The sequence below is a fragment of the Bacillus sp. Root131 genome (assembly GCF_001429475.1).
GTDB classification, from domain to species: Bacteria; Bacillota; Bacilli; order Bacillales; family Bacillaceae_G; genus Bacillus_A; species Bacillus_A thuringiensis_S.
In genome coordinates this window covers 2,324,036-2,342,558 of sequence record NZ_LMJQ01000001.1, presented here as the reverse complement: position 1 = coordinate 2,342,558, position 18,523 = coordinate 2,324,036, and the positions used below count along the sequence as shown (strand labels likewise).

Below are 18,523 nucleotides of genomic sequence, written 5' to 3'. Positions count from 1 at the left end.
AGTGAAACGGCTTTTTTTAAGCGTTCAATTCTGTTTTATGCCCTTTTACTACACTACGTTTGAATGTAGTTGCTAATATAGTAACCATACTTACTATACCAATCCAAACGAGTACAGTAACAGGTGTATTCCAGCTTAATCCTTTTCCGAAGAAGAAGATTTCTCTTAGGCCTTCAATCATAAATTTCATTGGTAACCATGAGTAAACCCAGTCTTGATAAAACGGAGACAACATCTCAGGTGCTAACGATAATAACGGCGCTCCGAAGAATAGTAATAAAGCGAATAAACCGATTCCTTTTAGTCCAACTAATGAAAGTACCGCAGATATCATTAAGAAGAAACTAAAAGAAGTAATAGATAAGAATAGAGCTGTATCCGTAAAGTTCGAAATATTTAACCCTACCATCCCATCTGCAATCCATGTAAGACCAAACCCAATTACAAGTGTCGCAATAGCCCCTGTTACGATTTGTTTTACTTTTAACAGAAAGTTTTCTTTTCTTGAGCTTACTGGCATTTTACTAATCGCAATAAAAATAATCGCTGCACTAGCTAAACTTGCAATCCATAACGGCTGGAATAATGATATTGGTGAGTTACCGTTCGCACTATTTTTGCCGACCTCATTCACATTTTTCACGTTCTTTACAATAGGTGTTACTAATTTCTCAGCTTGGTCTGTTGTTACAGTAGCTCCTTTTGTTTTCAACCCTTCTAATATTTGTGTACGGACATTATTGTTCATATTATCAACGATCGCCTGTAATATTTGTCCTGCCATAGTTGATGCAGCCGTATTCATTCCTTGATTAATATATATTTCTATCTCAGGTGAAGATGGCTGTGGTGTTCGTAACGATGCTTGTTTTGCACTAAATTCTTTCGGAATGACTAACGCTGCATAATACTCTTTATTATTTAGCCCTTTTTGAACTGCTTCCTTATTCTTCACTTCTACCCACTTTACCGCAGGTTCTTCATCTGATTTCGATGATTTTTTCACCGTATCAACAATTGTTTGCCCCATATTCATTTTCGGTTGATTTGGAATTTCTACACCTTGATCCTCATTTACAATTGCAATTGGCAAGTTTTTCGGCTGCGGTTGAACAGTTGGAAATAACGTTAATGAAAAAATAAAAACAACAAGCAGTGCAATAACTGGTGATAAAAATAAAAGTTTATTTTTAAACATTTTCTTTTTTCCTCCTTTAATTTGATTTATAATAATCAACAACGTGTTGTTTATTTATATTTTGAATTATATGTTCGAGTTGAACCATATACAATAATCAAAAATCGGGAATGTGTCGGTTATAAGACACATTTTCTAAATGTGTTGAGTAAAATTAAGGAGGGACATGCGTTGCGCGATAGCAATTTAGATTTGCGTGTTGTTCGTACGAAAACCGCCATACGAAATGCATTGGTGGAGCTAATTGAAGAAAAAGGTTTTGACGCCATTACAGTGAAAGATATTACAACGAAAGCAAACATTAATCGCGGTACTTTCTATGCGCACTATCAAGATAAATTTGATTTAATGACAAAATGCCAAGAAGACATTATGTACGAGTTTTCTAAAATTGCCAAACAGAAATTCCCGGAAGTTATTGCTGATCTTGGAACAAATCCTTCTCCAACAATGCCATTTATACTTATCACTTCTATTCTTGAATTTCTAAATGAAAATAGTGATTTTATGAGAGCTGTGCTTAGCCCAAATGGAGATTTATCTTTCCAAACAAAACTGAAAGATTTTATGTGGAAAACATTATTTGAAGATACGAATGGTCCTCTCATTAATAAGGAAAATTTACTTGTTCCAAGCGAATACTTAACTTCTTATATGGCATCTGCACATATAGGTGTCATACAGCAATGGTTAAATAATGGACAAAAAGAAACACCTGAGGAGATTGCTCGCTTTTTATCAACTATTGCAGTTCATGGACCTTTTTATGCGGCTGGTTTAAAGAAATAAGTCAGCTATATAATAAAAGAGCATCCACTATAATAGTGGATGCTCTTTTACTTACAACACTTCAATATACCCTTCTGTTCCATGTATCCGAATTCGTTGACCGTCTTTTATTCGTTTCGTAGCATTCTCTACTCCGACGACTGCTGGTAATCCATACTCACGTGCAATTACTGCTCCGTGCGTCATAAGCCCACCGACTTCTGTTACTAACCCTTTTATAGAAACAAACAAAGGTGTCCAGCCAGGATCGGTAAATGCCGTAACTAATATATCTCCCTCTTCCAAATTCGCGTCTTCCATATTTAAAATAACGCGTGCTCTCCCCTCAATCACTCCAGAAGAAACAGGCAAACCTACTATTGCTTCAGCTGGGAGATTTTCTCGTTTATATTTACCTGTAATGATTTCTCCATCAGACGTCATAACTCGCGGCGGCGTTAGTTTTTCATATAATTTGTACTCATTTTTTTGCTTATGAATAAGCTCGTAATCTAGTTTATTTGTGCGGACGACTTCGTGAAGTTCTTCAAAAGTTAAGTAGTATATATCATCAACTTCATGAATGCCCCCGCTCTGCACAAGTTGCTTAGCTTCTTTCAATAACGCCTGCTTATATATAAAATAACGATTAATCATGCCGTATTTTGGATATTCACGATAACCGATACAATTACGGATGTTGCGAATCATTCGCTTCGTTTCTTCTACTTTTTGTTTTCCATCCGGCAAGTCTTGTAATCGATCTACTAACTCTTCTTCTTTTTTCAAAGCTTCCTGTAGTCCTTCTTCAAACTTTCGCTTACTAGCGCCAGCTTCAAAGTCTCTTATATTATTTAAAATCATCGGGATAATGATTGTTGGCTTTTCACTCCAGCGCGTTTTCGTAATGTCGATTTCTCCGCTGCATCTCATTCCATATTTGCTTAGAAACGCCTCGATTGCATCCCGAACTTTTTCCCCGCCTTTAAACTGAACTAATTCATCTAAAAAGCTGTCATCTTCTACATGCTGTAAATACGCAATGACTTCTGGATACGGCCGAATCACATCTGCAACATCTAATAATGCTAAACCCATTTCTGAAGTAATATTATTTTGTACGGATTGAGAAAGTGTATCTGCTGCATTTTTTTCACCTAGCCATTGCTCCATCTTTTCATTCATCCATGTTGAAGCATTCATACCAGCCATAATAACAGCTATACTTTGCGGGTTAAATAATACTTTCTTTAATTGCTGGATGTCTTGCAAAATAAAATCAAATACATCCACACCTGATTTCGTTTGCATGTTTCGTTTTAACTCTTCGATCGATTCTTGACTATTCTGTATTAAATTCGTAACGATTGCCGTATTATTTTCGATTTCTGTTTGCGAACTTGCAGGTTGCTTACTTTTACTAGCACTCTTTCCTTTTTCATCATCCGGTAACAATTGAATAAAATCATCTCGCTCGATTATAGTCGTTAATGCATCTCTTACGAGTGGATCCGATTTTCCTAAAGTGTTTATTAAGTAATCTCTGCTAGCAGGTAAAGCTAATTGTTGCGTAGCATCAACAAATAACCTGCCTCCCGCTTTACGCATAGGGGCACTAGTCGTTAACAAGAAAAAAGATAACCCAAGTGGTTTCATCGCATCGGTCATCATTTGTTGGTGACCAACCGATATATACACATGATTTTCCCCATCATTTACTCCTGGAATTGGATATAAAGTCGTAATCGGCCTGCTTTGGACTATATAAAATGTATCATCAACTAAACACCATTCAATATCTTGCGGACAACCAAAATAAACTTCGATTTGTCTTCCGATGCGTGCTAGTTGTAAAATTTGTTGTTCAGTAAGTGTTTGAACTTTTTGCTGATTAGGAGCAATTTTCTTTGTCTCTGTTCCGCCTTCTTTTCGTCCATAGATGGCTAATTTTTTCGTTGCGATGACCTTTCCGACGATTTCATCTTCTTTTACCTTATAATTATCGGCAGAAACCAATCCAGATACTAGCGCCTCGCCAAGTCCAAAGCTGGCATCGATTGACAACACCTTCCTATTCGAAGTAATCGGATCGGCAGTAAATAAAATCCCTGAAGCCACAGGGAAAACCATTTTTTGAACGACAACACATATAGAAACTTGATTATGATCAAAAACGTTTTGCATTCGGTATATAACCGCTCGATCTGTAAATAAAGAAGCCCAGCATTTTTTAATATGCTGCAAAATGCTTTCTTTTCCAATAATATTTAAATACGTATCTTGTTGACCAGCAAACGAGGCATACGGTAAATCTTCAGCAGTAGCACTCGAACGCACTGCATACGCATGTTCATCGCCAAAGCGAGAGAGATGATGAGCTACTGATTCCACTACATCAACTGGAATTTCCACCGCCATAATGACTTCTCTAATCTTCTTACTAATTTCACAAATTTGATCTCGTTCCTCAATTTTTAGCATCGTTAGCTGCTGCAACAAAATTTGAAGCCCTTCATTTTGCTCGATGGCCTTTTCATACCCTATCGTTGTAACACAAAATCCTTCTGGCACTTGTATCCCTTGAATGTTGGATAACTCCCCTAAATTCAAACCTTTTCCACCGACAAGTGAAAGGTACGTGTTTTCTATTTCCTGAAAATCGAGAACGAAAGAACTCATGTAACATCTCTCCTTACTTTACTTGTGTTCTTGATTGTATCAGTAGTAAATGAGAAGAAACAGTCTATTTCGAACTTAATTTACATGATATAATTAAGTTAGGAAGAGATAATCTTTTTTATTTATCCCCTCGAATTCACTTCAATTATATCTCCAAACTTAAACATTCTTTGATTATGAAAAGCATCGATACAAGTAATCGTCTTATTTAATGGATTTATATCAGCTACTGTTATGTAATTTTTGTATAAACTTACATTATAATATCCAGATGAATCTTTTATTAACTCGTAATCCCTCCTCAAAAAATAGTAGAAACTACAATTGTAAAATCAATATTTCCTGTTTGCACTTTATATAAATTGATATGAATCTCTCTTAATTCTAGGACTAAATTATTGTTTTTTAATCCCACATTAATTCTTTTCTCAAATTCGCCAAAATGAATTTTCAAGATTAGGGAACTATAATGTCGTATTAAAATATATTAAGGGGGAGAAAAATTGGACAATGAAATGAATTATGGAAGTGATTACAAGTTTATTCCAGCAACTTCAATTGAAAGTGGTCATGGCATTGAAGTATTGCCTGATTTATTTTGTTACACGATTCAAATCGTCAATATATGCTTTGCTGGAAATCCTGAGACCAATGATTTTGTTTTAGTTGATGCTGGAATGCCTAAATGTGCAAATAAAATTATCTCTATCGCTGAGGATCGATTTGGTACCAATAGTCGCCCAAAAGCCATTATTTTAACTCACGGCCATTTTGATCATGTTGGGGGAATAATTGAACTCATCAAGTATTGGGATGTTCCCGTCTATGCACATCAGATGGAGATACCGTTCCTGACCGGACAACAAAGCTATCCAGAACCAGACCCTACAGTTGAAGGTGGTATGGTAGCAAAAATGTCTCCTCTGTTCCCAGACGAACCAATTGACTTAGGAAATAACGTAAAAGCGCTACCTACCGATGGAACTGTTCCCCATATGCCAGAGTTTAGATGGATTCATACACCAGGACATACTCCAGGGCATATTTCATTATTCCGAGAAAAAGAACGAACTTTAATTGCTGGGGACGCTTTTGTTACAGTGAAACAGGAGTATCTGTATAAAGTAATAACTCAAGAACAGGAAATAAGCGGTCCGCCTCGTTATTTAACAACAGACTGGAAAGCCGCTAAAGAGTCAGTTATTAAGCTAGAGAAGTTAAAGCCTCTAACCGCTGTTACTGGACATGGGATACCGATGTCGGGTGAATTGCTATCAACAAGCCTCAAAACACTCGTTCAAGAATTTGATAAAATCGCTTTACCCGATTATGGAAAATATGTAGACTAAAAGATACATTAAGCATGAAAATAATTTTTATTCTTATATTTAAGAAACAAAATCAAAACGGAAAAAATTATTAAGTTTAATAAAAAACACTGTACTTAGGCAACATCTCTATTATTAGAATAGAACTACGCCTTGTGAATAAAACTCGATATTCCTCAAATACTATCTGTAGTATAAGCCCGCTTCTTACCCAGGTTGTACTTCTTACCATTAAAGGTTGATTAAAATGGGTTACGCTATATAGCATAACCCGTTTTTAATGAAATCTTTTATTCCATATACGTTTAAATAATGGAGGAAAATGATGAAACATATTGTTGCTTTATTAATTAAATACACAGCGATAACTGCAGTATTACTTATCGTACTCAGTATCTTTCAAGGCATTTCAATTCCTAGAGTATTACTCATTTCTCTTTTCTTAACAGGGGCTGCCTATTTAATCGGCGATCTCTTCATTTTACCTAAATACGGAAATATGATTGCTACAATTGCAGATTTCGGCTTAACTTTTTTCGGAATTTGGTTACTAACATACTTATTCACTAATTTAGACACTACTCGTAATATTGGACTTTCTTCATTTATAGCCGCTTTAATTATTGGTGGAACAGAAATTTTCTTCCACATTTATATGAAGAGACTAGTGCTGCGTAACGACGATGAATTAAGAAATCACAAGCATATTCATCATGATAAATATGCTATGGAAATGTCAGATGAATATATGGATTCTTCTACAATAAATAAATCCAAAATTGGGGATACATCTAAAAAATAAAAAAGTGGCCAATGCCACTTTTTTATTTTTGGTTATTAAGCTTGATCAGAGTTTCTTACATGTAACGGTGGTGGAACTACCCACCCTTTTTTCTTACTTAAACGCAGCAAAGTTACACCTGCTTGCGCTTTTTTCATATGAAATTGTCCGAATAACATCCCTACATCTTCTCGAAGACATTTTCCCATCACTTGACTACATGTCACAAGTCCAGCTGCTAATCCTGTAGAAACAGCTGCTGCTATTTCAGCATCATTAATACGTGCCCCTGGGGGAATGTCTTCGATAGATGCAACTGGTCGTTCTGGAGGAGCAGGCGGTAAAGCTACGCCATTAACCTTTAAAAGAGTTTTTAACTCTTCTATTTCCGAGTTCATATCATTTTCAATTAAGCTTTCTAAAAACTTCTTCAAATCTTCGTCACCTGTGTGATTCATAAACACTTGATGGCTTGCGATTCCACCTTGTGCAGCTAGAAGATAACTCCAAATATCAAATACTTCTCCGTAATGTAACGGTTCATTTTGAGGATTTCCACTTAAAATACCCATTTTTAAATTCCTCCCTTTCGAAAATATCATAATCAATATTGATTTCAATATTGAAATCAAATTTTTAAGTATGCTTTTTCCTGCAAAAGATTTTCTATTATGCATGGAAAACACCTTTCCAACACTGCGTGTTTATTGTTTAGGAAAGTAGTTTACAAATTAAATACTCAAAGATTATGAAAGAAGATTATCAATAATCTTTGAGTGAGAATCCATTTACTATAAGGGTTTTTATTTTTATACATATACAAAAGAAATTGATTTACATATCTGCTATATTGTATGCCAATTTACTTAGCGGTTAGCTCTACCACCAAGTTGTTGTTCAGCCATTGCTACTAAACGTTTTGTAATTTCACCACCAACAGATCCGTTTGAACGAGCTGTTGTATCTGCACCAAGTTGTACACCAAACTCTTGTGCAATTTCATATTTCATTTGATCAAGGGCCTGTTCAGCACCTCCAACTAACAATTCATTACGACTTCCACTATTATTGTTTGCCATATTGTTTCACCTCCGATGTTTTTAATATGCTACAAATTATGAAATAATAATTATCCTTTTTGTGGGAATTAGATTATGAATAAAAATTGATTTTTTTCTTAAAGTAGGGCAAAACATATAAGAAAGAATAACTGATATAACATACTTTCATAACAACACTATGTATACTTCCTAATTCCCTTCAGTAAATAAAAGAAAGATTTCTATTTCACCAAGAGATTAAATAAAATTATGTTTTGAGACATAATCCAAAAGGAGATATGAGATGAAAGCTGTAACCTATCAAGGACCAAATCAAGTACAAGTTAAACAAGTTGATGATGCAAAGTTAGAGAAAAAAGATGATATTATTGTAAGAATTACTTCAACCGCTATTTGCGGTTCTGATTTACATTTATATCAAGGTAACATGCCCTTACCTCAAGGATACATTATCGGCCATGAACCAATGGGAATCGTTGAAGAAGTCGGGCCAGATGTCACTAAAGTGAAAAAAGGCGATCGTGTTGTCATCCCCTTCAACGTTTCTTGTGGACATTGTTTCTATTGCCAACATGAAATGGAAAGTCAATGTGATAACTCAAACCCTCATTACGATTCTGGTGGATACTTTGGTTATACGGAGAAATTTGGTAATCATCCAGGCGGACAAGCAGAATATTTAAAAGTTCCTTTTGGAAATTTCACTCCATTTGTTATACCGGAATCATGCGATCTTGAAGATGAATCCCTACTATTTTTATCAGATGTTTTACCAACAGCCTATTGGAGTGTAATAAACGCAGGCGTTAAGCCAGGTGATACCGTTATCGTCCTTGGTTGTGGACCTGTTGGATTAATGACACAAAAATTTGCCTGGATGCAAGGTGCTAAGCGCGTAATAGCAGTGGATTACTTAGATTATCGAATGAATTACGCAAAAAAGATTAACAATGTTGAGGTATTTGAGTTTACAAAATTTCCAGATATGGGAGAACATTTAAAGGAAATTACACATGGCGGTGCCGATGTAGTCATTGATTGCGTGGGAATGGATGGAAAAAAATCGCCTCTAGAATTTCTGGAACAAAAATTGAAACTACAAGGCGGAACTCTCGGCCCTATTCAAATCGCTACGAAAGCCGTAAGGAAATATGGAACGGTTCAAATGACTGGCGTTTATGGTGGCAATTATAATGCATTTCCACTCGGGGCATTTTGGGTTAGAAATATTAATCTTAAAATGGGACAAGCACCTGTCATTCATTTTATGCCGGAACTATTTAAAAAAATAACAAATAAAGAATTTGATCCAAAAGAGATTATTACACACAAAATCCCCCTTGAAGAAGCGAGCTACGGTTATCAAATTTTTAATAATCGTGAAGATGATTGTATAAAAGTCATTCTGAAGCCTTGAAGCTACAATTCATTATTCTTAATGAAAAGATAAGTATCTATCCCCTATTTTCATCTCAAATCTAAAATAGTTATTTTCAAAAACTTTGCATTTTGAGTTAATAAATAATTGGTAAAAACATGAATTAAAGTATTAAGCAACCAAATAGCGGACACGATAACAATGTTAACTAACTTAAAAGAGGTGTACTTCATGTTTTATTATAAAGAGGAAATAATTAATATGATTAAGCCGGATAAACCAGACCCAGCTGCTGCAAAAGTTTTACAAGAAATATTAGGCGGGCATTATGGGGAAATGCGTACAATGATGCAATATTTCTTCCAAAGCTCAAATTTTAGAGGTAAAGAGAAGCAATATCGCGATTTACTTCGAGGTGTTTTTTTAGAGGAAATAAGCCATGTAGAACTTGTACAACATACAATTAATCAGCTACTAACTGGATCTGGTGAACCTACGCCAGGAAATGCTGGTATTGACAAAGCACCGCTTGATGAAGCGGTTAAACATGCAAACCCTCACCACTTTATTGTAGGTGCTCAAAGTTCATTGCCTGTTGATGCAGCTGGAAATCCGTGGAATGGATCTTGGGTATATAGTCATGGAAACTTAATTAGCGATTTACTAGATAATGTCGTACTTGAATCTACAGGCGTACTTCAAAAGACTAGAATTTATGAAATGAGTTCTAATCAAACATTTAGAGAAACTCTTGCATTTTTAATTGTACGTGATAATGCACATCAAAATGCTTTCGCAAAAGCTTTAGAGACATTGGGTGTTGAATGGGGAAAACTCTTCCCTGTGCCGAACTATGATATTAATAAATACCCAGAGTGCAGAAAGTATGTAGACATGGGATTCCATAACGCACAATTTAATTTTAGCTTAGATCCAACAAGAATGGGAGAAATATTCCAAGGTGAATCACCAAGTAGAAACAAAGGAACATTAGCAGTAACTGACCCGCCAAAAGGTTTTCCTGTACCAGAACTTCCTGAAATGCCAAATGAGCATAGTCCTGGATTAAAAGATATGGGTCTTTAAGATCATTATGGCCAACTATTGATTCATGGTTGGTCATAGTTATTTATAAAGATTCATGTAAACTTGTTGTTAACATGATAGGATGTTTTAATAAATCCTCTTTATTTAAAAGTGATGTTGATTATATTGCTGCTCCTCTTAATTTTGTTTCTATGAACCATTAAACGCCACTGTATACTTACTTATAATCTCCCTACCTCTATTCACGTATAACATCCTTATATTGTAAACAAAGAGGAGGGACTTCTCCCCCCTCTTCTTTTAATTTTTCTTTAAAAGAGTTGCTCCTGCAATCCCTGGGTGTGTCATTTCGAATGGATCTAGAATTAATTCTAAGTCTTCTTGTGACAGTACACCATTTTTCACACAAAGTTCTCGAACGGATTGCCCTGTCGCGATTGCTTCTTTCGCAACGCGAGCTGCTGCTTCATAACCGATATGAGGGTTCACGGCTGTAATAATTCCTACACTTTTCTCAACATACTCTTTTAAGCGATCTTCATTCGCTTCAATTCCTTTTAAGCAATTATCTGTAAAGGCACGGAAACCGTTATTCATAATGCTAATCGATTGCAGTAAGTTGAAAACAAGTACTGGTTCCATAACGTTTAATTCTAATTGTCCTGCTTCTGAAGCAAGGCAAATTGTATGGTCATTACCAATTACTTGGAACGCAATTTGATTAATTACTTCTGGCATAACAGGGTTTACTTTCCCTGGGATAATAGAAGAACCTGGTTGGCGAGCTGGTAACATAATTTCAGCTAAACCAACACGAGGACCTGATGCCATTAAGCGAAGGTCATTCGCAATTTTAGACATATTCATCATACATACTTTCAGTGCTGCAGATACTTCAGTATACGCATCCGTATTTTGCGTCGCATCTACTAAATCTTCTGCACCGACAAGCGGGAGTTCACTAATTGCAGCTAAATGTTTTACAACTGCTTCAATATATTCTGGATCTGCATTTAAGCCTGTACCAACTGCAGTTGCCCCCATATTTACTTCATATAAGTGTTGACGCGATTGTTGAATACGTTTCATATCACGTTCAAGTACGCGAGAATATGCTTTAAATTCTTGTCCAAGACGAATTGGCACAGCGTCTTGTAAATGTGTACGACCCATTTTNCGTTTCATATCACGTTCAAGTACGCGAGAATATGCTTTAAATTCTTGTCCAAGACGAATTGGCACAGCGTCTTGTAAATGTGTACGACCCATTTTAATCACATGGTCGAACTGTTCTGCTTTTAATTCAAATATATCGTGCATATAACCCATCGTTTGTAATAAGCCTTCTAATGCGTTTAATGTTGCGATATGAATCGCCGTTGGGAATGCATCATTTGTTGATTGCGCCATGTTTACATGACTATTTGGACTAATATAATGATAGTCTCCCTTTTCCATCCCTAATAATTCAAGAGCACGATTGGCCATGACTTCATTTGCATTCATGTTCATTGAAGTACCCGCTCCGCCTTGGATTGGATCTACGATGAAATGATCATGCCATTTTCCATCAAGAATTTCTTGAGCAGCTTCTGCGATGGCACCGCCCTTGTTTAATTCCAATCTTCCTACATCTGTATTGGCAAGCGCTGCAGCTTTTTTTACAACTGCGAACGCTTTAATTAAACTTTCATGAATTTTATACCCTGTAATCGGGAAATTTTCAACAGCGCGTAAAGTTTGAATTCCGTAATATGCCTCAATAGGTAATTCCTTTCCTCCCAAAAAATCATTCTCCACTCGCACGTTCTTGTTTGTCATTGCCATTTTAATTTCTCCCCCATATTAAATGTAAAACCTAAATAAATCATATGAAGTCATTACCAATCCTTATCAGATTTTATTGTTAAATCGTAGGCTAAAGGCTCTTCAATAATTTTTTTAATCTCTTCTAATTTATTAGTTTTCCCAAGCGCCCACATCAATTTTGCTATGATGGCTTCCGTATTCATATCTCCAGATAATATTACTTGATGTTGTGCCACTTTCCGTCCTACTTCATAGAGAAGTATGTCTTCTCCTTCTTCCAGGCATTGAGTAGTAATCACTACAGCAATCCCCATTTCAGTCAACTCTTGAATTTTCGAAAGCAAGTTCCTTCCTTCAAAAGGTAATCCACCGTTACCAAAACTTTCAATAATAACCCCTTTATACAAATCTTTTAAACAATCAAATATCTCTGGTTTTGTACCTGGATACAATTTCATAAGAAAAACATCCGTACATAAATTAGTATTTATTGAAAGTTCATTATGGGAGGACTTTGGCTTCCAATGATATTTCAGTTCATCTTCATTTACCTCAGCAACATATGGATAATTCACACTTTCAAATGCATCATAACTTTTTGTTCACATTTTAACTGCTCTCGTCCCAATAATCACCCTACTATCAAAAACAATAAATACACCCCCAACATCCTCACAGGCAAATCTAAGAGCATCAGCTACATTTTTCTTTGCGTCTGTCTTTTTAAAACTAATAGGTACTTGTGAACCTGTTAAAATAACTGGTTTTCTTAAACCTTGAAGCATATAAGATAACGCGGAAGATGTATAAGCTAACGTATCCGTTCCATGTGTAATCACAAACCCGTCATAGTCATCATAGTGATTAAAAACAGCATTAGCTATTTCTTTCCAGTGCTCAGGTTGCATATTGGTACTATCAATATTCATTAAGATTTTGCAATCTATTTCTAAGTTTCGAGAAGACTTCGAAAAATAATTCAATAATTCCTCAGCGGACAATCCTGGAACAAGCCCCTCATTCCCCTCCACAGATGCAATTGTCCCACCAGTTGCAAGTAATAAAATTTTCTTCATACACAACCCCTCCATAAAATAAACAACGATATATCGTTCGCGTAATGCGTATTTATATTTATCATTATAGAACTTAATTTGAATTAATCAAGATTTTGTATTCAATACGCGTACTTTTTTCTATTCTTGATTCTTTTTCTATGTTATAATTAATTTAATAAAATTAGATGGGGTATGAGACGAATGCTGGAACGTTTATCTAAATTAAGAAAAAATCAAAAATGGTCCTTACAAGAGACAGCAGATCGACTTGGGATTGCGAAAAGCACCTATGCCGGGTATGAAAATGGTTATAGATTACCTTCATTACAATCTTTATCAAAAATAGCCGATTTATTTGATACATCTGTAGATTATATATTAGGTCGAATTGAACATTCACATCAACACAAAGATGTAATTGATATTACAAGACTCCTAAACGATCCAGATCCAACACTTTTAATAGATGGAGAAGCACTGTCAACAGAAGAGATAATAGATTTTATTGCTTTTGTGAGAAGTAAACGAGAACTAAGTTCCAAGAGAATAGAAAATATTGAACCAACATGTAAAAGTTGATTCAATAAAAAACGAAGACACTGTACTCTTTAAACTTAGAAATACTTAGACAATTAATTTGCAAACGGTTTATATAATGAATTCTTAGCAGCTGGCCTCATTCGGGGACTTATACTTGGAAATAATCCCATTGGTTATATGATTCAATTATTTTTCATCATTTGTGTAGTGGTAGCAGCTATTTTCGGAGGTTTCACATCCAATAAATCAATTATCATGAAACAAGGATTTCTCGCTATTTTAGCGTTGCTTGCCCTTTTATCTGTCATATAGAACTAAAGCTTTTCAATAAAGGAACTCACTTTTGAAGAATACGCCATTCTTTCTGTAGATTTATAAGAAAGAATGGCGTTTTTGTATGTCTATTTCTGTATCGAAAGAATTTGAAATTATAACAGAATTCAAACAAGAATTAGCAAAGTAGATAAAGTAGATAAAGTACTATAATCATGAAAGAATCAAGGAAAAATAAAAGGAAATGAATCCAGTATTGTACTAGGCTCATTCCCTAGAGACTACTTAATAAACCGACCTTTCTAACTTTCGGGGGCACAGTCTAGTTGAAGTGCTACAACTACTTTAAAGTTAAGTGTTTAACCTTGAAGTACTTAATTCTTTTTTCCAGACAAAGCATACATTATATCTTGATGCTTTATTGTCCTCTTATAATTATGTGGTATCGGGAATTTGTTTCGGTGTTCTTTTATTATAATTATGATTACTATAAGTGATAAAGCTACAGGTATAAAAACGATTAACAAAGCATCTTAATGTTTATGAAATTCTTTGTTAATCGTTTCTCTTCTCCCTAATCTCCTGCGAGACTATATTTTTTCATTAAAATTCCCCATATCTTATTTGATTTATTCTGTAACACCAGATTGGGTTACTTTTACATCAGCTGTTACACGAAAACGTAAATGTTTATAGGATTCTTCCCATTCTTGACTGTTCCATTTTCTTACGTGAGTTCTACCAAGCTTTCTAAGTCCTATAGGATCTGTGTCTTTTTTAATAAATCTCTTTATCAATGTAGTTGCTTTTTTCTCTATTTCTTTTTCCATAATTTTTTCTAATTTTTTTATTTCTTTAGGATTATCTAGATTTTTTGTTTTTGTAAATTCTTGAATTTCAGCTTTAACTTGAATATGAGCATTTACGAATGGATGCTTACTATTCCCCTCCATCTTATATTTTGTTCTAGCTTTTATATTCTCTATCGTGGCGTAAGTATTTGGGGAACCAGGTAGTTTGAATTGGTATGTACCTTGTTTAAAATTATCTGTCAACAATTTAAATACAAATAAATCTTTAGGGTTTACTTTATCAACCATTTTACATCTTTTAAAAAGTGCTATTCCATCTAACTCCAACACATTACCTTTTTTAGATATTATCGGTAAATATGAATCTCTCGCATCATCATTAAGTTGGTTTAAAAACATAAAAAAATTTGTTTTTGGCTGCGTTCCATTATCCATATTTTGCTCCAGTAAAGAGGATAGATAGGAAGCAATTTCTTTTTCTTCAGAATAGTTCCCCTTTAATAGTGATTCCCCTTTTACATTTGTAATTGCTAAGTAAATTGCATTTCCTACACTAGGATTTCGATTCAAAGTCTCTAAAATTTCCTGCATTCCCTTTTCAATTATTTTTTCATTAAATATAATAACACGCAATTGCCCCAACTCTAGAGGTCCAGAAGATTTTTCGGATGCTCTTGCAAGAACTTCTCTACCAGTCTGGCCTGATGCTGAATAGATTTTCGTTTCACCTTCCCCGCCTCCTTTATAAGCTGAAATCGCAAAGGTTCCTTTTAGCTTACCTTTTGCTTCGGTATCATATGCCGCAACTTGAACTAAGTCAATGTCATCCACAATTTTCGTTTTAGCACAACCTATTAAGAAGACACTTACTATAAGGAAAAGTATCCATCGCTTCATGTTTATCTCCTTAACTTTATTTTGGCGGTTTGAATTAGCCATAGTACAGGTAGGTATACATATATATATATAAAGCCCATTTGACCTGTCCAAGTATTTAATAAGTTAATTTTATTACGGTTATTCAAGAAAAATGATAAAACAAAGATGAATAGGATGATAACTGGCAAAACATATTTTTGCTTTATTCCCAGTGCCTCTTTTATACCACGACTTACTCCCCATAATGTAAAGGAAACATTGGGTAATATAAAAAAAGCCCAAACAGAAACAATAATGTATTCAAACCGCTCTATAAAGGGAAATTGTATAATTTTAATCATGCTTAAATATGCCCATATCGCACTCGCTAGTTGTTTTTCACTAAAAAACGCAAGAGTTAAAATCATAAGGTATGTGTAGACAATAGTCGTTACTAAATTTGCATAGTGCGCATATTTTTGAGACGTTTTTGCCTTTTTAATAAATGGGTAGTACAGCAATAACATTTCAAATCCAAAAAAACTAAACATATTTCCTTTCATTCCTTTCATAATTTCTAGGAATGAATGCTGTGCAATTGGAAATAAATTTCGGAAATCTGCATACTGCAAAGGATAAAAAAATGTGAAGATTAGAATGCTTGGGATAACGATTCCAAAGAAACAGATTCCGGCAACTACACGAAATCCTCCAGTAACAATGTAATAGCATAAACCCAAAAAAGCCCCAGCTATAACCCAAGATGAAATAGAAGGAAACATCCAAACATGTACTACTTCGATATAAGTATGTAGTGTTGTTGCACCTAACAATACAATATAGGATAAAAAAATGAAGTTGAATATTCCACCAATCCATTTTCCAAGTACGTTTTGATTGATTGCAATGATGTCTCCATTACCCTGATTTAAAATCTGATATATGATCCAAATCATAAGATTAACAGATATTCCAAAAAGTAGCGTGCTAATCCACGCATCATTTCCAACTAATTTTGCACTAATCCTTTCAAAACCAAGCATACCAACCCCCATCTGTATAGTAATAATTAAAAAAAATACCATATATGGAGAGACTTGATACTCAATTGGGATCTGTTTCATAATGCTCCTCCCTGTTAAATTCAATCATCAAAATCATTTCTTGATAGTATTTTATTTTTCTCTACCTCTTCTGGATTAAAGCGAAAACGCTGTTTAGACCTTGAAAAAATAGGACGTCGAAACATCGCTGAAATCGGCATACGTACAATACTGTCTTTCCAATCTGTAAGGCGTGTAGGATAAAAAGGAAACAAATAAGGACGTCTTAATGATTCTGTACGTAATAAACGTGCTAAAAGCAAAGAGCTTGTTAAAACAATTCCTAATAAACCCAACAGGTGTGCGGCGATTATAAAAGGAAAACGAATTACTCGAATTGTATTACCAATTCGATATATTGGTGCTGTAAATGAGCTAAGGGCTGAAAGTGCAACAATGATAATAAGTACATTACTTGTAAGACTTGCCTCTACCGATGCCTGTCCAATTACAATACCACCTACTATACCGACAGTTAGACCCACTTTAGTTGGTAAACGTGCCCCCGCTTCTCTCAGTAATTCAATCGTTATTTCTAAAAAAAGTGCTTCAATAACTGGAGGAAAAGGTACTTTACTTCTCGATATGATTAACGTTTCAAGAAGTTCTCTCGGAATTAGCTCGTAATGATATGTTAAAATTGCAACATATAATGGAGTTGTTAAGACAGAAAAAATAAAAGCAAAAAGCCTTAGCAGTCGAAAAAAGGAGGAAATAATCCAAGGCATGGTGTAATCTTCTGTCGTAGAAAAAAAGTCAATTAATGTCGTTGGAAGAGTGATAGCATAAGGCGAGCCATCTACAAAAAGTGCAATTTTCCCTTCTGCTAATACAGCTGCCACACGGTCCGGACGTTCTGTATTCAAAAATTGAGGGAATATAGAATTCGGGTTGTCTGCAATTAACTGCATCAAATAAGTACTATCCAAAACATGGTCTGTTTTTATTTGACTTACCCTTTTTATAATTTCTTGTAGATTTTGATCATTTACAATTCCCTCAATAAATACAATCGCAACAGTTGTGTTAGAGAGAGATCCTACTTTCAATTCTTTCATTTGTAAATAAGGTGTTGGAAGCTTTCTACGTACTAAATTTAAATTTACATCTAAATCTTCGACAAATGCGATTTGCGGACCCACAATATTGTATTCAATTTCGGCTTTTGTAATATCCCTTTTTTCTTTCTTTGACACATTTACTAACAAACAATTTAATTTATCTGTATCGAACTGAATCAGTATATAGCCATTTAAAATACTATCCTGAATATCTTCCATTTGATTTGTTATTTTTGAATTCTCAAAAGGTAAGACAGAGTGAATATCTTGTAACGAATCGAAGCTCTTCTCTTTTATATAAGTCAAAACCTCTTCATGAAATATATTTACATCGATTAATGTTCTAAAATATGAAATGACTATAGAGGAATTATTAGAAGCAATTTCCAACGTTATAAAATCTTTAGATTTTTTTAGTAATTTCATTAAATCCTGCAAAGATTCTATAGAGTAAACAGATATTCTTTCATGTGGTTTCAATTGATAATACCCTTCCTTTCAGAAAGAAACTATATATAGTTTTCAGGAAATTGCTATTTTTAAAATTAGGGATGGTGATATGTAAATATACTTATTGAATTAATAATAACGCCTTTGAAAATAACTTAACCAAAATTAGTTAAAAAATGTATTAAAAGTAAAAATAAGAAATGTTTTCGAGCATAATTACAATATTAAAAACATCCTTTCTTTTAGTTCTAAAGAAAGGATGTTTTTATAACAAGCTTTTTCAATTGTCTATTCTATAGGGTAAATTTACCAGTGTTCT

At 34.5% G+C, this 18,523-nt stretch carries 13 protein-coding genes and 4 pseudogenes; 7 read left to right on the top strand and 10 right to left on the bottom strand.

The window, feature by feature from the left end; all coding sequences use genetic code 11:
• Positions 1 to 16: 16 nt before the first annotated feature.
• Entirely contained in the window at positions 17 to 1,198 is a 1,182-nt protein-coding gene (locus ASE54_RS11675) for a DUF3533 domain-containing protein (RefSeq protein ID WP_000475846.1), read from the bottom strand.
• Between the two features lie 171 nt (positions 1,199 to 1,369).
• Between ASE54_RS11675 and ASE54_RS11670 the strand changes: the two genes are divergently transcribed.
• On the top strand, positions 1,370 to 1,987 hold the full coding sequence (locus ASE54_RS11670; protein WP_001205690.1) for a TetR/AcrR family transcriptional regulator: 618 nt from the start codon (positions 1,370 to 1,372) through the stop codon (positions 1,985 to 1,987).
• Between the two features lie 51 nt (positions 1,988 to 2,038).
• Here the strand turns inward: ASE54_RS11670 and ppsA are convergent, their stop codons facing one another.
• Positions 2,039 to 4,645, bottom strand: coding sequence for a phosphoenolpyruvate synthase (gene ppsA, locus ASE54_RS11665; protein WP_000094219.1), 2,607 nt, complete (start codon positions 4,643 to 4,645; stop codon positions 2,039 to 2,041).
• 503 nt (positions 4,646 to 5,148) lie between these two features.
• Between ppsA and ASE54_RS11660 the strand changes: the two genes are divergently transcribed.
• Both ASE54_RS11660 and ASE54_RS11655 read left to right on the top strand, forming a co-directional pair.
• Positions 5,149 to 5,994 (top strand): MBL fold metallo-hydrolase, encoded by an 846-nt coding sequence (locus ASE54_RS11660; protein ID WP_000368265.1) that lies wholly within the window; start codon positions 5,149 to 5,151, stop codon positions 5,992 to 5,994.
• A gap of 304 nt (positions 5,995 to 6,298) precedes the next feature.
• Complete coding sequence (locus tag ASE54_RS11655; RefSeq protein WP_000680680.1) at positions 6,299 to 6,775, top strand: YndM family protein; 477 nt, start codon at positions 6,299 to 6,301, stop codon at positions 6,773 to 6,775.
• Positions 6,776 to 6,810: 35 nt separating this feature from the next.
• Here ASE54_RS11655 and ASE54_RS11650 read toward each other — a convergent pair whose 3' ends face one another.
• Both ASE54_RS11650 and sasP read right to left on the bottom strand, forming a co-directional pair.
• Entirely contained in the window at positions 6,811 to 7,326 is a 516-nt protein-coding gene (locus ASE54_RS11650) for a DUF3231 family protein (protein WP_000512140.1), read from the bottom strand.
• 294 nt (positions 7,327 to 7,620) lie between these two features.
• Complete coding sequence (gene sasP / locus ASE54_RS11645) at positions 7,621 to 7,833, bottom strand: small acid-soluble spore protein, SasP family (protein WP_000002835.1); 213 nt, start codon at positions 7,831 to 7,833, stop codon at positions 7,621 to 7,623.
• Positions 7,834 to 8,098: 265 nt separating this feature from the next.
• On the opposite strand from sasP, the gene ASE54_RS11640 reads away from it, so the two are divergent.
• On the top strand, positions 8,099 to 9,232 hold the full coding sequence (locus tag ASE54_RS11640; protein WP_000649089.1) for a zinc-dependent alcohol dehydrogenase: 1,134 nt from the start codon (positions 8,099 to 8,101) through the stop codon (positions 9,230 to 9,232).
• Positions 9,233 to 9,424: 192 nt separating this feature from the next.
• On the top strand, positions 9,425 to 10,279 hold the full coding sequence (locus ASE54_RS11635; protein ID WP_000500336.1) for a manganese catalase family protein: 855 nt from the start codon (positions 9,425 to 9,427) through the stop codon (positions 10,277 to 10,279).
• Positions 10,280 to 10,540: 261 nt separating this feature from the next.
• On the opposite strand, the pseudogene ASE54_RS36850 reads toward ASE54_RS11635, so the two are convergent.
• The 3 pseudogenes from ASE54_RS36850 to ansA all read right to left on the bottom strand — a co-directional run.
• Positions 10,541 to 11,416, bottom strand: a pseudogene (locus ASE54_RS36850) (lyase family protein); the annotation flags it as partial.
• A gap of 96 nt (positions 11,417 to 11,512) precedes the next feature.
• Positions 11,513 to 12,067 (bottom strand): annotated as a pseudogene (locus ASE54_RS36845) (lyase family protein); the annotation flags it as partial.
• Positions 12,068 to 12,120: 53 nt separating this feature from the next.
• A pseudogene (ansA, locus tag ASE54_RS11625) lies at positions 12,121 to 13,125 on the bottom strand (asparaginase).
• Between the two features lie 183 nt (positions 13,126 to 13,308).
• Here ansA and ansR point away from each other — a divergent pair.
• A complete protein-coding gene (gene ansR, locus ASE54_RS11620; RefSeq protein WP_000893566.1) occupies positions 13,309 to 13,686 on the top strand; it encodes an HTH-type transcriptional regulator AnsR in 378 nt (125 codons plus the stop codon).
• A gap of 57 nt (positions 13,687 to 13,743) precedes the next feature.
• A pseudogene (locus ASE54_RS34090) lies at positions 13,744 to 13,959 on the top strand (DUF1304 domain-containing protein); the annotation flags it as partial.
• Positions 13,960 to 14,549: 590 nt separating this feature from the next.
• Here ASE54_RS34090 and ASE54_RS11615 read toward each other — a convergent pair.
• Genes ASE54_RS11615 through ASE54_RS11605 form a run of 3 tightly spaced genes read right to left on the bottom strand, consistent with a single transcriptional unit; the run spans position 14,550 to position 18,234 of the window.
• Positions 14,550 to 15,629, bottom strand: a complete 1,080-nt coding sequence (locus ASE54_RS11615) for a Ger(x)C family spore germination protein (protein ID WP_000832876.1) — start codon at positions 15,627 to 15,629, stop codon at positions 14,550 to 14,552.
• A 2-nt stretch (positions 15,630 to 15,631) separates the two neighbouring features.
• Positions 15,632 to 16,714, bottom strand: coding sequence for a GerAB/ArcD/ProY family transporter (locus tag ASE54_RS11610; RefSeq protein ID WP_000809702.1), 1,083 nt, complete (start codon positions 16,712 to 16,714; stop codon positions 15,632 to 15,634).
• Positions 16,715 to 16,734: 20 nt separating this feature from the next.
• A complete protein-coding gene (locus ASE54_RS11605; RefSeq protein WP_000802307.1) occupies positions 16,735 to 18,234 on the bottom strand; it encodes a spore germination protein in 1,500 nt (499 codons plus the stop codon).
• Between the last annotated feature and the right edge of the window lie 289 nt (positions 18,235 to 18,523).

Coding starts and splice junctions, on each gene's coding strand:
- ASE54_RS11675 (WP_000475846.1), bottom strand. CDS start 1,198: ATGTTTAAAAATAAACTTTTATTTTTATCACCAGTTATTGCACTGCTT.
- ppsA (WP_000094219.1), bottom strand. CDS start 4,645: ATGAGTTCTTTCGTTCTCGATTTTCAGGAAATAGAAAACACGTACCTT.
- ASE54_RS11655 (WP_000680680.1), top strand. CDS start 6,299: ATGAAACATATTGTTGCTTTATTAATTAAATACACAGCGATAACTGCA.
- ASE54_RS11650 (WP_000512140.1), bottom strand. CDS start 7,326: ATGGGTATTTTAAGTGGAAATCCTCAAAATGAACCGTTACATTACGGA.
- sasP (WP_000002835.1), bottom strand. CDS start 7,833: ATGGCAAACAATAATAGTGGAAGTCGTAATGAATTGTTAGTTGGAGGT.
- ASE54_RS11640 (WP_000649089.1), top strand. CDS start 8,099: ATGAAAGCTGTAACCTATCAAGGACCAAATCAAGTACAAGTTAAACAA.
- ASE54_RS11635 (WP_000500336.1), top strand. CDS start 9,425: ATGTTTTATTATAAAGAGGAAATAATTAATATGATTAAGCCGGATAAA.
- ansR (WP_000893566.1), top strand. CDS start 13,309: ATGCTGGAACGTTTATCTAAATTAAGAAAAAATCAAAAATGGTCCTTA.
- ASE54_RS11615 (WP_000832876.1), bottom strand. CDS start 15,629: ATGAAGCGATGGATACTTTTCCTTATAGTAAGTGTCTTCTTAATAGGT.
- ASE54_RS11610 (WP_000809702.1), bottom strand. CDS start 16,714: ATGAAACAGATCCCAATTGAGTATCAAGTCTCTCCATATATGGTATTT.